The sequence below is a fragment of the Arthrobacter sp. BE255 genome (assembly GCF_031457335.1).
Classification (GTDB): Bacteria; Actinomycetota; Actinomycetes; order Actinomycetales; family Micrococcaceae; genus Arthrobacter.
The window spans coordinates 569897-583985 of the sequence record NZ_JAVDWK010000001.1; the positions used below are offsets into that span (position 1 = coordinate 569897).

Genomic DNA, 14089 nt, shown 5'->3' on the forward strand with positions numbered 1-14089 from the left:
TTGCCTAGTGCTTGTCCTGGCGGACGATATAGATTTCCTTGAGCAGCAGCAGGATGGCGGCGGCCGTGGGAATGGCAATCAGTGCGCCCAGGATGCCGAGCAGGCTGCCGCCGGCAATCACGGAAATAACGGCCACCGCCCCGGGAACAGCCACGGCCTTCTGCATGATGCGCGGCGAGATGAAGTACGCCTCGAACTGCAGGTACGCGAAGTAGCAGATCGCAAAGATGGCGGCCGTCTGCCATCCCTCCGTCAGCGACACGAGGAGCACGACGATGGCCGCGATCATCCCGCCCACCAGCGGAATAAAGGCGAGCAGCGCAACCACGAAGGCGAGCAGGACGGCGAACGGGATGCCAAGGATGGACATCACCACAAACGCGAACGTCGCATTCAGCAGCGCGACGCAGGCCTGGCCGATCACGTAGTTGCCCACCGACCGGGTGATTTCCTCGGACAGCGCCTCCACCCTGGGACGGCGCGACCGGGGTGCCAGCCGGTAGCCCCATTTCTTCATCGCCGGCAGGGCCGCGAGGAAGTACAGGCTGAGTACCAGGACGATCAGTGTGCCGAACAGCCCGTTGGCCACGGTGGAGCCGAAGCCCACCACTCCGCCGAAGATGCCGCCCATGGCCTCGGGGTTGTTGACGAACTTATTCAGTTCATCCTCAATGCGGTCGCGGACGCCGAACTGGCCATCCACGCTGCGGAAGAAGTCCGAGTCGATAAAGTCCCGCACCCACACCGGTGCCTGTTCAACGAGCTGCGTCACCTGCTCGACGATCGTGGGGATCAGTGTGGCGAAGAAGCCCACCACCGCGGTGACCAGTACTGTCACCGAAACGAGGATGCCCGCCGGGCGGGGAATTTTCCTGCCCTCCAGCCAGCCCACCACGGGGTCCAGGCCAAGGGCGATAAAAAGCGCCGCAACGATCCAGAGCAGAAGCTGCGTGGTGTTGGAGCCGATCCAGTAGACCAGCAGGGCCAGTCCTACGCCGACGGTGCCCATGAACCCCAGGTAGAGGGGGTGCTGCGGCGAGATCCGCGGCCCGGGCTGGCCAAACTGGGGCGGCGTCAGCGTGGAATCGTCGTCGCCGGCCTCGTCCTGCTGGGAGTACTCGGGCGGCATTTCAAAACGGAGCCGCGGCTGGGCGCCGGGGAGGGGCTGGCGGAGCCGGCGTATCACGGACCCCAAGGCAGCAGCGGCCCCCGAACGCCGGACCGGAACGGGCTCGATCGCTCCGCTCTGCTGGGCGGGAATGGCCGGTGGAGTTTCATGTCCCGTGGGGGATTCGTCCGTCTTGTCAGTCACTGCTTTTGGGGCCTGTTCCGTGCGTGGCGCCGCGGCTGCGGGCCGGTGTGATGATCATCGCAAACACTATCAGCAGCCTTGTCAACAGCCGGGAGGGCTGCCCGCGCCGGGGAGCCGGAGGCGCCGGCGGAAGGCCCCCGACTGAGCTATTGGTAACAAAACGGTTACTATTGAAAGTAAACCCCCGCTGATGATAGGTGATTCTTTGCGTTTCAAGACTGCAGTCGCACTCGTGCTGCTCGGCCTCCTGACCCTTCTGGCCGGTATCGGCCAGAAGACCATCTGGGCTCCCTCCGAGACCTTTACGGCTTCGGTACCCACAGATGCCGCCGAGGCGCCGCTGACCGTCATTGACCAGAACCTCCGCACGCTCCACGGCGGCACGGTGAAGATCAACATCAAGGGTGAGGGCAACTTCATCCTTGCTGCCGGCCGTCCGGACGACGTTGACGCGTGGGTGGGCCAGACTGCCCACAACACCGTCACTGGGGTCTCCGAAGACAACAAGTCCCTCCAGGTGGAACACGCCGACGGTGAAGCGACGGCCCCCAGCCCTGCGGGTTCCGACCTGTGGGTGTCCAGCGAAAACGCCAGCGGCGAACTGGACTACTCCTGGACCCCGCCCGCGGACGGTGAATGGTCACTGCTGCTGGCATCGGACGGCACCAAGGCTGCTCCGGGCGAGGTGTCCATGACGTTCCCGAATGACACGGCCACGCCCTGGGCCATCCCGCTGATGGTCATCGGCGGCCTGCTGATCCTTGCCGGCATTGCGCTGGCGGTCCTTTCGGCCCGCAACCGGAACGGCGACGGCACCGGAGAGGGCAGCCTCTTCGCCAAGCGCGCCCGCGCCCGTGCCGAGGCCCGTTCCTCAACCCGCCTGGGCATGGTGAGCGCCGGCATGGTTGCCGCTGCCGTCACGGCCGCTGTGGTTGCCGGTACGGGCGTTGCCGCCAACGCGACCAGTACCCCGGCGCCGACGACGGAACCCACCGCCACCGAAGGTGCCGCTCCGTCCTCGCCCGTCCTCCTGGACGCCCAGTTCCGCCGCATCCTGGAGCAGGTTTCCGCCGCCGCCGACGCCGGCGATGCGGCCAAGGACGCCGGTAAGCTAACCGAGCGCCTGGCAGGAACCGAACTCGAGGTGCGGACCCAGAACTACAAGATCCGCTCCCAGGTCGGTGCCTACGAGGCACGGATGCCCGTCCGCTCCACCAAGCTGCTCACCACCGTGGTCACCAGCCAGCGGGAGTGGCCGCGCCACGTTCTTGCCGTTACCCAGGGCGACGGCAACGTTGTGCCCCAGCTGCTGACCCTGGTACAGCTGACACCGCGTGATAACTACAAGCTCGTGGAAACCACCCCGCTGCAGCCGGGCACCACGTTCCCGTCGATCGAAAGGGGCGGAACGGAAACCCTGGCCGCCAACGACAAGACGGGCCTGCTGTACAGCGGCGAGGAGGCCCTCGCCGGCCTGGCCGACCGCCTCACCTCCGCGGACTCGAGCTTCAAGGACAAGCTGGTGGAGGGGGAGTCCTCGCCGTACATCGCCGACACACTCTCCTACCAGGCTGAAGTGGTCAAGTCCGGCGAGAACGGCAACTTCTCCTTTACGCACAAGGTGGTTCCGGAAAGCACCGTGGTGTTCCGCACGGCGGACGGCGGCGCGCTGGTCCTGGGCCGCCTGAACTTCGGGTTCGACGGTACGCCCAAGGCGTCCGGCGACAAGCTCACCATCGGTGACGATGCCGCTGCGCTCGCAGGCGGCAAGGAAACCACCACCGGCATGGTGCTGAACTTTGCCGAGTCGATGGCCGTCTACATCCCGCCGGCCGGCTCAACGGACCCCATCAAGCTCGTCGCCGCAACCCGCGGACTGGTCGGAGCAAGCTTCAAGTAGGCAGGCGGCAGGGCTACCGGCCCGCCCGCGCATTACCCCCGGCAGCGGCCGGAGTGGCTAGAGTGGAAAGCATGAGTTCGCCAGCTTCCCGCCCAGTCCCTCCAGCCGCTGCCAGCCTGCTTAACCTGCGAGGCGCCGTCGACCTGTCAGCCCTGAAACAGCGCCAGGCGCCGGCCGCCGTTCCCGGCAACGCGCCGGGAAGTGCCCCCGGCAACCCGCCCGCCGGCCCTCCGGTTCCCGTCGAGGGCGCCCCCGCCGGAACCGCCGACGCCGGCCACGCTCCGTTGCGGGTCAACGTCACGGAAGGAAACTTCCAGGAGCTCGTGGAGCTCTCGGCCCAGGTGCCGGTGGTTTTCGCGTTGTGGGCCGCCTATTCACCGGAATCCGCCGGAATGCTGGACACGCTCGAACGCGTGGTCAACAGCTACGGCGGCCGGTTGGTGCTGGGAACCGCGGACATCGACGCTTTCCCGCAACTCGCGCAGGCCTTCCAGGTGCAGGCCGTCCCCACCGCCGTCGCCGTGGTCAAAGGCCAGCCGGTCCCGCTCTTCCAGGGCGGGGCGGACGAGGCACAGGTGCGGGCACTGCTCGATGAACTGCTGAAGGTCGCCGCAGCCAACGGCGTCACCGGAAGCCTCGGCGGCGGGGCGCCCGCCGAGACCGAAGCGGCGCCGCTGCCGCCGCTGCACCAGGCGGCCTTCGACGCCATCGAGGAGGGCGATTACCAGGCCGCTGCCGCCGCCTACCGCCAGGCCCTGCTGGAGATGCCCGCCGATGCCGAAGCCAAGGCCGGGCTGGCCCAGGTGGAGCTGATGGCCCGGCTGCAGCCGCTGTCCGCCCAGGAGACCGAGGCACTGCGGACCCGGGCTGCCGAGGAGCCGGACAACCTTGAGGCGCAGCTCGCCGTTGCGGACCTGGACGTTGCCGGCGGCCACGTGGAAGACGGCCTCAACCGCGTGGTCACCTTTATCGGCAGGAACTTCGGCCCGGAGCGGGAAACAGCCCGTGTCCGCCTGCTGGAACTTTTCGACGTGGTGGGCACCTCCGACGGGCGCGTCGCGAAGGCCCGGCAGAACCTGGCACGGGTGCTGTTTTAGTGCCGGCGCTGTTCCGGCCGCTGAAGCTGCGCTCCCTGGAGCTGACGCACCGCGGCTGGGTGTCACCCATGTGCCAGTACAGCTGCGGGCCCGACGGCGCCCCGGGTGTGCCGAACGACTGGCACCTGATGCATCTGGGCTCCTTCGCCGCCGGCGGCGCCGCACTCATCCTCACCGAAGCCGCGGCCGTCAACGCCGAGGGGCGCATCAGCCCGCGGGATGCCGGGCTGTACAACGACGAACAGGCTGAGGCCTGGCAACGGATCACGTCCTTTGTGCACCGCCACGGCGCCGCGGCGCCGAAGATCGGCGCCCAGCTGGCCCACGCCGGGCGCAAGGCATCCACGTACTGGCCGTTTTCGGGCCAGCGCGGCAGCGTGCCGGAGTCCGACGGCGGCTGGGCCACGGTGGGCCCGTCGCCGTCGGCCTTCGACGGCTTCGCCGGGCCCGCCGCGATGACCGGGGAACAGATCCAGGACGTGATCAGCGACTTCGCCGCTGCGGCAGTGCGGGCCGTCGATGCCGGCTTTGACACGCTTGAGCTGCACGGCGCCCACGGTTACCTGCTGCACCAGTTCCAAAGCCCGCTGACCAACACCCGGACCGACTCCTGGGGCGGTGACGAAGCGGGACGGAACCGCCTGATGCTCGCCGTGATCGACGCCGTCCGTGACGTGATGCCCGAGTCCATGCCGCTGTTGCTCAGGATCTCCGCCACTGACTGGGCGGAGGGCGGGATCGACATTGAGGCTTCGGTCCGCCTGGCCGCGCAGGCACGCGAACACGGTGTGGACCTCATTGACGTATCCAGCGGGGGAGCGGTGGCGCACCAGCAGATCCAGCCCGGCCCCGGCTACCAGACCGGCTTCTCGGCACGGATCCGGCGCGAAAGCCATGTACCCACCGGAACGGTGGGCCTGCTTACGTCCCCCGGACAGGCAGAGCATGCCGTTGCCACCGGCCAGGCCGACGGCGTGTTCATCGCCCGCGCGGCGCTGCGCGACCCGCACTGGTGGCTGCGTGCGGCGTTCGAACTGGGCCACGACCTGGCCTGGGCGCCGCAGTACGAACGTGCCGTGCCGCGGCATTCGTTCTAGGCGTCCCTACTCCTTTGTCCCTACTCCTTCGGGAGGACCCCTCCGGCGGGGCCGTGGGTCTACTCTGGCCTTATGACTGCTCCGCATCCTGATCCGGAGGCGCACGCCGGCCCGGTTCCTGCCCTGTCCATCCGCGGGCTTGCCAAGCGTTTCGGCGGAAAAATCGCCGTGGACGGCATCAGCCTCGATGTCCCGGCAGGCTCATTTTTTGGCATAGTCGGCCCCAACGGCGCCGGCAAGACCACCACCCTGTCGATGGCCACCGGCCTGTTGAGGCCTGACTTCGGCACGGCAGTGGTCCATGGCGTCGACGTCTGGGCCCGGCCGCTGGAGGCCAAGAAACTGATGGGCATCCTCCCCGACGGTGTCCGCCTCTTTGATCGGCTCACCGGCGAGCAGCTGGTCACCTACGCCGGGCTGCTGCGGGGCATGGACAGGGACGTGGTGGCCGCCCGGGTGGGTGAGCTGCTGTCGGCCCTGGACCTCAGCCAGGACGCAGGGACCCTGGTGGTGGACTATTCGGCAGGCATGACCAAAAAGATCGCCCTCGCCTCGGCCCTGATCCATGCGCCGCGGCTGCTGGTGCTGGACGAGCCCTTCGAGTCCGTGGATCCCGTCTCGGCGTCGAACATCCGCTCCATCCTGGACAGCTATGTAGCCTCCGGCGGAACGGTCATCGTCTCCAGCCACGTGATGGACCTGGTCCAGCGCATGTGCGACCACGTTGCCGTCGTTGCGGCAGGCCGGCTGCTTGCTGCCGGCACCGTGGACGAGGTCCGCGCCGGGGCGTCCCTGGAGGAGAGGTTCGTCCAGCTGGTGGGCGGACGCAACCACACGGAAGGCCTGGAATGGTTGCGCACCTTCTGAGGCTGAAGCTGGCCCTGCTCCGCAACGGACTCCGGCGCAGTCCCTGGCAGCTGGTCGGAATGGCCTTCGGCGGGCTGTACGCGCTTGGCGTGGTGGGGGCATTGGTCGTGGCCCTGGTCCTTTTGCGCCGCGCCGACCCTGAACTTGCGCAGACGGCAGTGGTGCTCGGCGGTTCGGCGGCCCTCCTGGGCTGGGGCATCGTCCCCGTGGCCGCATCCGCTGTGGACATGACCCTGGACCCTGCACGTTTCACCACCTCCGCCATTCCCATGCGGCAGCTCCTGACCGGGCTGGCCCTTGGCGGGCTGATCGGCATTCCCGGCATCGCCACGGCGCTCGTGGCACTCGCCACCGTGTGGACCTGGGCCCGCGGTCCCCTCGCGGCCGTCGCCGCCCTGGTGGGTGCCGCCGTCGGCGTCCTGAGCTGCATCGTGCTCTCCCGGGTGGTGACCACGGCAACCGCAAGCCTCGCGGCGTCCCGCCGGTTCAAGGACGCCAGCGCCATCGCCTTTATGGTTCCGCTGGTCCTGATGGGTCCGATCGTCGCAGGGGTGGGCCGGGGCGTTTCGGCCTCCACAGGCTTCCTGCCGGAGCTGGCCGGAACGCTGTCCTGGACGCCCCTGGGGGCGGTGTGGTCCCTCGGCGGCGATGTCGCCGCCGGACGGCCGGCCGAGGCCGCCGCTAAACTCGTCATCGCCCTGGCCACCCTCGCCGGCCTTGCGTGGTGCTGGAAGCTGCTCCTGGAGCGGGCCCTGGTCAATCCGCCCTACGCCGGAAGCGGGAGCCGCAAAGGCGGAAAGCTGGGGCTGCTTGGCCTGGTGCCGGCCACCCCCGCCGGTGCCGTGACGGCGAGGGCGCTGATTTACTGGCTGCGCGATCCCCGGTACGCAGGGTCCCTGGTGGTGGTGCCGCTGCTGCCCATCCTGCTGGTGTTCCAGGGCAGCCAAACCGGAAACTACGGGACCCTTGCCTTCGCGGCGCCGCTGGCGGCGTTCCTGCTGGCCTGGTCCATCTCGGCGGATGTCTCCTACGACAACACAGCTTTTGCCCTGCATCTGGCAACCGGGGTGAAGGGGACCGACGACCGCCTTGGACGGGCGCTGGCCTGCCTCGCCTTTGCCCTGCCGGTGGTATTGATCTTTGCCGTGGGCCAGTGCTTCTTCACGGGCAGCTGGGACGCCCTGCCGGGCCAGCTGGGCCTCAGCCTGGGAATCCTGTTCACCGGCCTGGGACTGTCGTCCGTGGTGTCGGCCCGCTACACCGTGGCTGTGCCGCTGCCGGGCGACAGCCCGTTCAAGAAACCGCCGGGCAACGTTGGCCAGACACTCGCGGTGCAGTTCGCCGGCATGGGGATCCTGAGCCTGCTGGTCCTGCCCGAGGTGGGACTGTTCATCGCGCAGCTGGTCACCGGAAACCCTGTGTTCGGGTGGACCAACCTGGCAGTGGGCCTGATGCTGGGACTCGCGCTGTTTGGCGCCGGAGTCAGGCTGGGCGGCAAATGGCTGGACGCCCGCGGGCCGGAACTCCTGGCCCAGCTGACTGTTAACCGCTAGATCCGCAGTACGCCAGAAAGGTGGCCGGTAGTGGAAGTTGTCATCCTCCCAGGCAGCAGGCAGATCGGAGCGCTCGCGGCCGATGCGGTCGAAGCGCTGCTCCGCCGCAAACCCGGTGCGGTGCTGGGGCTGGCCACCGGCTCCTCACCGCTTCCCGTCTACGACGAGCTCGCGGCACGGCATGAGCGCGGGCTGGACTTCAGTGCTGCGCATGCTTTTGCGCTGGACGAATACGTGGGGCTGGGGCCCGGGCACCCGGAATCCTACCGTGAGGTCATCAGGCGCGAGTTCACCAACCGGGTCAACATCCTCCAGGAAAACGTGCACACCCCTGACGGTGCCGCTGAAGACATTCCGGCAGCATGCCAGGCCTACGAGGACCAGATGCGGTCCCTGGGCGGAGTGGACCTGCAGCTCCTGGGCGTCGGCACGGACGGCCACATTGGCTTCAACGAGCCAGGCTCGTCCTTCGCATCCAGGACCCGGATCAAGAGCCTCATCGAGCAGACCCGCAGGGACAACGCGCGGTTCTTCCGCAGCCTGGCGGAGGTGCCGCACCATGTAGTCACCCAGGGGCTCGGCACCATACTTGAAGCACGGCACGTCGTCCTGATCGCCACCGGGGCCCAGAAGGCCCAGACCGTCCGCGACTTCGTCGAGGGGCCGGTCTCTGCCATCTGCCCGGCCTCGGTCCTGCAGTTCCACCCGCACGCCACCGTCCTGCTGGACGAGGCGGCGGCGTCGTCGCTGAAACTCGCCGACTTCTACCGGCACACCTACGACAACAAACCCGCCTGGCAGGGGCTGTAGGCACAGGAGCGTGGGAAGCGAAACGGACCACCCGGCGTCGGACGCCACTGTCCGGGAAAGGCTAAGATGGATGCCATGACTAGCATGACGGACCCTCTCGAAAACGACCCGATGCGCGAGCTTTCCGGGGCTGGAACGTCCACGGCCACCATTGAGCGCGAGGAACTGCGCCAGGAAGTGGAGCCCGGTGACCGGGAGCGCTTCTCGCACTACGTGCGCAAAGAAAAGATCATGGAATCCGCGCTGACGGGCGATCCCGTCATTGCCCTCTGCGGCAAGGTGTGGACGCCGGGCCGGGATCCGCAGAAGTTCCCGGTATGCCCCATGTGCAAAGAGGTTTATGACGGCCTCCGCCCGGGCAACGACGGCGGCAAGGGTCCCGGAGGGGACTCGGGCAACAACAAGTAGTGACGGAGACGCTCTTTGGCGGCCCCACCCTGCCTCCGGCTTACCCGGAACGTGCAGCCTGGGGAACCGCCCCGAAACTCCGTGCCTGGCAACAGGAAGCCCTTGACCTCTACTTCACCACCGGTCCCCGGGATTTCCTGGCGGTAGCAACCCCCGGTGCAGGTAAGACCACCTTCGCCCTGCGCGTCGCGTCGATGCTCATTGAGTCCGGGGCAGTCAACCGGGTCACCATTGTGGCGCCCACCGACCACCTGAAACGGCAGTGGGCAGATGCGGCCGCCAAGGTTGGTATCGCCATCGACCCCAACTTCAAGAACTCCGACGGCCAGCACGGCCGCGGTTTTGTTGGCGTGGCCGTCACGTACGCCCAGGTTGCCAGCAAGCCCATGCTGCACCGGGCCAAGACGGAGGCCGCCCGAACCCTGGTGATCCTTGACGAGATCCACCACGGCGGCGAGGCCCTGTCCTGGGGCGACGGCCTGCGCGAGGCGTTTGATCCCGCGGCCCGGCGGCTGTCGCTGACGGGTACGCCGTTCCGTTCCGACACCTCGCCCATCCCGTTTGTGGAGTACGCCCAGGACAAGGACGGCATCCGGCGTTCCAAGGCTGATTACACGTATGGCTACGGCAACGCCCTGCGGGACCACGTGGTGCGTCCTGTGATGTTCATGGCGTACTCCGGCCAGATGCGCTGGCGCACCAGTGCCGGGGAGGAAATGGCGGCCTCGCTCGGCGAGGCCGCGGTCACGAAGGACATCACGTCCCATGCGTGGCGGACGGCGCTGAACCCGGCCGGTGAGTGGATTCCGGCCGTCCTTGCCGGCGCGGACAAGCGCCTCAGCGAGGTGCGCCGCACAGTTCCCGACGCCGGCGGGCTGGTCATCGCCACCGACCACGAGGATGCCAGGGCCTATGCCGGGCAGCTGAAGCGGATCACCGGCGAGTCGCCCACCGTGATTCTGTCCGACGACGCGAAGGCCTCCAGCAAGATCGAGGAGTTCACCGCGAGCGAGAAGCGCTGGATGGTTGCCGTCCGGATGGTGTCCGAAGGCGTTGACGTGCCCCGGCTGTCGGTGGGCGTGTATGCGACGTCCACCTCCACGCCGCTGTTCTTCGCCCAGGCGGTGGGCCGCTTTGTGCGTGCCCGGAAGCGGGGCGAGACCGCCTCGGTGTTCCTGCCGTCCGTGCCGCAGCTGATGGCGCTGGCCAACTCGATGGAGGCCGAGCGCGACCACGCCCTGGACCGCCCCGAGAAGGAGGACGCCGACGGCCTGTTCAATCCCGAGGATTCCCTGATGGCCGAGGCCAACCGGGAGGACAAAGCGTCGGACAGCCTGACGAAGGGCAAGTTCGAGGCCCTGGACTCACAGGCGTCCTTCGACCGGGTCCTGTTCGACGGCGGCGAGTTCGGCACCGGGGGAGAGGTCGGTTCGGAGGACGAGCTGGACTTCCTCGGCATCCCCGGGCTCCTTGATGCGGAGCAGGTGGGCACCCTGCTCCGGCAGCGCCAGCACGACCAGCTCAACCGGAAGAACCGGCGCGCGCCGGCGCCTGAACAGGCCTCCGCCGGTCCGGCCATACCGGACCACCGGATGCTGATGGACCTGCGCAACGAACTGGCCAAAAACGTGGCCGCCTGGTCCGCGCGGACCGGAACCCCGCATGGTGTGGTCCACACCAAACTGCGCACGGTCTGCGGCGGCCCGCCGGTGGCCCAGGCGAACGAGGAGCAGCTGCAGTCCAGGCTGCGGAAGCTCCAGGACTGGTTTATCGGCCGGAAATAGCGGCGGCCAGGAAACGGCAGTGACGTGAAAATGGCAGTGGCCCGGTGCTCAGCACCGGGCCACTGCTGTGTTGCGACCTGCAATCAGGCGACGTCCACGCCGCCGAGCTCCATTTCGGCCACTGCATCGTCAATGTCGTCCGCGATGCCGGCGGTAAGGGAGCGGATAACGGTGACGGAATAGCCCGCCTGGACCGCATCCAGCGAGGTTGCCATCACGCAGTAGTCCGTGGCGATCCCCACCACCACAACGTCCTCCACGTCATGGCTCTGCAGCCAGTCATCAAGGCCGATGGCGTCGTCGGCCGCGGCGTAGGCTTCCGGATCGCCGGCCGGGAGGGTGCCGGGCTGACGGTCTCCGGTGGGAACAGCGTCTTCGGGAGCCAGGAGGCCTTCGAACCCGGAGTACGCGGCTGCGAACTGGCCCTTCTGGAAGTAGGCCTGGACGTATTCGGTGTCCAGGTCCGGATGCAGTTCGGCGCCCTTGCTGCCCGCAACGCAGTGACGCGGCCAGCTGTCCTTGAAATCGGGCGCCTCGGAGAAATGCGCTCCGGGATCAATGTGCCAGTCCTGGGTGGCAACGATGTGGTCGAACTCGAGGTGGTGGGCATCAACGTATTCGCTGATGGCCGCTGCCACGTCCGCGCCGCCGGCCACGGCCAGCGAACCACCCTCGCAGAAATCATTCTGGACGTCAACGATGATCAGGGCGCGTGACATCAGTTCTCCTCGTAGATCGTGGGGATCGCAGCTTCGCCGCGTTGGAGCCGGTTGACCACCGGCGGCAGTTCGGCCATGGAGTCAGCGTGCCGCTGGCGGGCGCGGACCACGCCTTCGTGCCCGGTCCAGCCGGGCAGGAGTTCGCCGTTCTTCATGAACTGCTGCAGCAGCGGCCGGTCGTTGCCGTCGTCCTCGGGACGGTGGCCGATTCCCACAATCTCCTGCGTGGCGACGCCGCGTTCGTTCAGTTTCCGCAGTGCGTACTTCCGCCCGCCCATGCTGGTCTTGTTCTTGGCGGCCTTCGCAACCGAGACGAAGTTGCCGTCGTCATCGGTACGGCTGACGAGCTTGTAGACCATGCTGGCGGTGGGTGCGCCTGAGCCGGTGACCAAGGATGTGCCCACCCCGTACGAATCGACGGGGGCAGACTGCAGCGCGGCAATGGCGAATTCGTCCAGGTCGGAGGTGACCACAATCTTGGTGTCCTCGTTGCCGAGTTCGTCCAGCAGCTGCCTGACCCACTGGGCCTGGGCGACGAGGTCGCCGGAATCAAGCCGCACCGCACCCAGCCGGGGACCTGCCAGCTCGACGGCGGCACGCACGGCCGCTTCGACGTCGTACGTGTCCACGAGCAGCGATGTGCCGGGCCCCAGTGCGGCGATCTGCGCCTCGAAGGCTTCCCGCTCGGTGTCATGCAGGAGGGTGAAGGAATGCGCGGCTGTGCCTACCGTCTTGATGCCGTAGCGGATGCCGGCCTCCAGGTTCGAGGTGCTGTCGAACCCGGCGATGACGGCGGCGCGGGCGGCGGCGGCTGCCGATTCCTCATGCGTGCGCCGCGAGCCCATCTCGATGCACGGCCGGTGCCCGGCCGCCGTGATCATCCGCGATGCCGCGGAGGCGATGGCGCTGTCGTGGTTCAGGACCGAGAGGAGGTAGGTCTCCAGCATGCAGGCTTCGGCGAACGTGGACTCAACGATCAGGATGGGGGAGTTGGGGAAGTAGGCCTCGCCCTCCGGGTAGCCCCAGATGTCGCCGGAGAAACGGTAGTTCGCGAGGTAATCGAGGGTGTCCTGGTTGACCACGCCGGTCCGGCCGAGGAAATCCAGCTCCGCTTCGCCGAAACGGAAGTCGGCGATGCCTTCCAGCAGCCTGCCGGTGCCCGCCACAATCCCGTACCTCCGGCCGTCCGGCAGCCGCCGCGCGAAGGCCTCGAAGACCGACCGGCGGTGCGCGGCGCCCGAGTGGAGCGACGCCTGCAGCATGGTCAGTTCGTAGTGGTCTGTGTAAAAGGACGTGCGGGGATGGTCCCAGCCGGCAGAGGTACTCACGAAATTCACTCTAGTCCCCACCGGCTCCCGCGTCTCGCTTCGCTTCGCCGTGGGGCCCTCGCCGGCGTGGGCCCACCCACCGGGCCCCGCGTCTCGCTTCGCTTCGCCGTGGGGCCCTCGCCGGCGTGGGCCCACCCACCGGCTCCCGCGTCTCGCTTCGCTTCGCCGTGGGGCCCTCGCCGGTGTGGGCCCAGCATCCCCATAGAATGGACAGATGACCTTAAGCGTTGCGCTCGGCCCTGATACACAGGAGGGCACCCGGACCGGGACAGAGGCGTCCACCGACTCCCTGACCGCCCCGGACATCCCCTGGAACCTGGTGATCTGGAACGATCCCGTCAACCTCATGAGCTACGTCAGCTATGTTTTTCAGAGCTACTTCGGCTACTCCGAGTCCAAGGCGAACAAGCTCATGATGGAGGTCCACAAAAAGGGCCGCTCCATCGTCGCCCACGGCAGCAAGGAACAGGTTGAACGCCATGCCGTGGCCATGCACGGATTCGGTCTGTGGGCCACCGTGGAGAAGGCAAGCGGCGGGCCGGGCGGCAACTCCGGCAAAGCCGGCGGATCAGGGCAGGGCAAGGGTAAGCGTGGCTAAGGCATTCAAATACGGGCTCAAAGGCATCACCGGATTCCTGGAACCGGCCGAACGGGAACTGCTCCGCAGCCTGATCGATGACGTCATCTCCATGCTCCAGCCGGAGGAACGCGCCAACCAGGATCCGCTGGCCGCGATGATCGGGCTGGACATGGACGTCCAGGAACCCACGGACCGTGCGGTCAGGAGGCTCCTGCCCAACGTCATGAAGAACGACGACGGCGCGTCCCTGGAGTTCCGCCAGCTCACCGAGCGTTCGCTGCGGGAAACCAAGATCGGCGCCCTCCGTGCCGCCGCCCTGGACCTGGACAAGGACGACATCGTCCTGACCGCCGAAGGCGCCAGGCACTGGTCGATGGCGCTGAACGATGTCCGCCTGGTGCTGGCCGAACGGCTCGATATCCGGGACGAGGAGGACGCCGAGCACGTCCACCTGATGCAGGACTGGTCGCAGGCGGAGGACGTGGAAAGCTACCTTGCCCTGGTGTACAACTTCGCCACGTGGCTGCAGGAATCCCTGGTGCAGGCGATGCTCCAGTCCCTGGACACCCGGGCCTGACCCGGCACGCACCGGAAGCCCTTCGGAACTGCGCGGGACCGGGACCCGCGCTGCACT

Annotated in this window: 13 protein-coding genes; 10 read left to right on the plus strand and 3 right to left on the minus strand. The window is 67.7% G+C overall.

Annotated features, from left to right (window positions below; all coding sequences use genetic code 11):
* Positions 1-4: 4 nt before the first annotated feature.
* Positions 5-1261, minus strand: a complete 1257-nt coding sequence (locus J2X42_RS02650) for an AI-2E family transporter (protein WP_396134011.1) — start codon at positions 1259-1261, stop codon at positions 5-7.
* Between the two features lie 241 nt (positions 1262-1502).
* On the opposite strand from J2X42_RS02650, the gene J2X42_RS02655 reads away from it, so the two are divergent.
* The 8 genes from J2X42_RS02655 (at position 1503) to J2X42_RS02690 (ending at position 10828) form a co-directional block, all read left to right on the plus strand.
* The gene (locus tag J2X42_RS02655; protein ID WP_310161862.1) at positions 1503-3212 is read left to right on the plus strand and encodes a hypothetical protein; all 1710 of its coding nucleotides are present in this window, start codon (positions 1503-1505) and stop codon (positions 3210-3212) included.
* A 71-nt stretch (positions 3213-3283) separates the two neighbouring features.
* A complete protein-coding gene (locus J2X42_RS02660) occupies positions 3284-4309 on the plus strand; it encodes a tetratricopeptide repeat protein (RefSeq protein WP_310161863.1) in 1026 nt (341 codons plus the stop codon).
* Positions 4309-5406, plus strand: a complete 1098-nt coding sequence (locus J2X42_RS02665; protein WP_310161865.1) for an NADH:flavin oxidoreductase/NADH oxidase — start codon at positions 4309-4311, stop codon at positions 5404-5406. Before J2X42_RS02660 ends, J2X42_RS02665 begins: the two co-directional genes overlap by 1 nt.
* A gap of 72 nt (positions 5407-5478) precedes the next feature.
* Positions 5479-6273: an ABC transporter ATP-binding protein gene (locus J2X42_RS02670; RefSeq protein ID WP_131131705.1), complete on the plus strand. Its 795-nt coding sequence runs from the start codon at positions 5479-5481 to the stop codon at positions 6271-6273.
* Complete coding sequence (locus J2X42_RS02675; protein ID WP_310161869.1) at positions 6255-7826, plus strand: transporter; 1572 nt, start codon at positions 6255-6257, stop codon at positions 7824-7826. Before J2X42_RS02670 ends, J2X42_RS02675 begins: the two co-directional genes overlap by 19 nt.
* A 30-nt stretch (positions 7827-7856) precedes the next feature.
* Positions 7857-8636, plus strand: a complete 780-nt coding sequence (gene nagB, locus J2X42_RS02680) for a glucosamine-6-phosphate deaminase (protein WP_310161870.1) — start codon at positions 7857-7859, stop codon at positions 8634-8636.
* 66 nt (positions 8637-8702) lie between these two features.
* Entirely contained in the window at positions 8703-9044 is a 342-nt protein-coding gene (locus J2X42_RS02685) for a DUF3039 domain-containing protein (RefSeq protein WP_056349372.1), read from the plus strand.
* A complete protein-coding gene (locus tag J2X42_RS02690; protein WP_310161874.1) occupies positions 9044-10828 on the plus strand; it encodes a DEAD/DEAH box helicase in 1785 nt (594 codons plus the stop codon). Before J2X42_RS02685 ends, J2X42_RS02690 begins: the two co-directional genes overlap by 1 nt.
* 83 nt (positions 10829-10911) lie before the next feature.
* On the opposite strand, the gene J2X42_RS02695 is transcribed toward J2X42_RS02690, so the two are convergent.
* Positions 10912-11547 (minus strand): isochorismatase family protein, encoded by a 636-nt coding sequence (locus tag J2X42_RS02695; RefSeq protein ID WP_310161876.1) that lies wholly within the window; start codon positions 11545-11547, stop codon positions 10912-10914.
* Positions 11547-12875, minus strand: coding sequence for a nicotinate phosphoribosyltransferase (locus tag J2X42_RS02700; protein WP_310161877.1), 1329 nt, complete (start codon positions 12873-12875; stop codon positions 11547-11549). The genes J2X42_RS02695 and J2X42_RS02700 overlap by 1 nt, the downstream gene beginning before the upstream one ends.
* 214 nt (positions 12876-13089) lie before the next feature.
* Between J2X42_RS02700 and clpS the strand changes: the two genes are divergently transcribed.
* Positions 13090-13473 carry an ATP-dependent Clp protease adapter ClpS gene (clpS, locus tag J2X42_RS02705; protein ID WP_310161879.1) on the plus strand — a complete coding sequence of 128 codons (384 nt, stop codon included), beginning with the start codon at positions 13090-13092 and terminating at the stop codon, positions 13471-13473.
* The gene (locus tag J2X42_RS02710; RefSeq protein ID WP_131131713.1) at positions 13466-14032 is read left to right on the plus strand and encodes a DUF2017 domain-containing protein; all 567 of its coding nucleotides are present in this window, start codon (positions 13466-13468) and stop codon (positions 14030-14032) included. The genes clpS and J2X42_RS02710 overlap by 8 nt, the downstream gene beginning before the upstream one ends.
* Positions 14033-14089: the final 57 nt, after the last annotated feature.

Bases quoted from the DNA above. Each gene is read 5' to 3' on its own strand.
- J2X42_RS02655 (WP_310161862.1), top strand. From the start codon at position 1,503: ATGATAGGTGATTCTTTGCGTTTCAAGACTGCAGTCGCACTCGTGCTG.
- J2X42_RS02660 (WP_310161863.1), top strand. From the start codon at position 3,284: ATGAGTTCGCCAGCTTCCCGCCCAGTCCCTCCAGCCGCTGCCAGCCTG.
- J2X42_RS02670 (WP_131131705.1), top strand. From the start codon at position 5,479: ATGACTGCTCCGCATCCTGATCCGGAGGCGCACGCCGGCCCGGTTCCT.
- J2X42_RS02675 (WP_310161869.1), top strand. From the start codon at position 6,255: ATGGTTGCGCACCTTCTGAGGCTGAAGCTGGCCCTGCTCCGCAACGGA.
- J2X42_RS02685 (WP_056349372.1), top strand. From the start codon at position 8,703: ATGGATGCCATGACTAGCATGACGGACCCTCTCGAAAACGACCCGATG.
- J2X42_RS02695 (WP_310161876.1), bottom strand. From the start codon at position 11,547: ATGTCACGCGCCCTGATCATCGTTGACGTCCAGAATGATTTCTGCGAG.
- clpS (WP_310161879.1), top strand. From the start codon at position 13,090: ATGACCTTAAGCGTTGCGCTCGGCCCTGATACACAGGAGGGCACCCGG.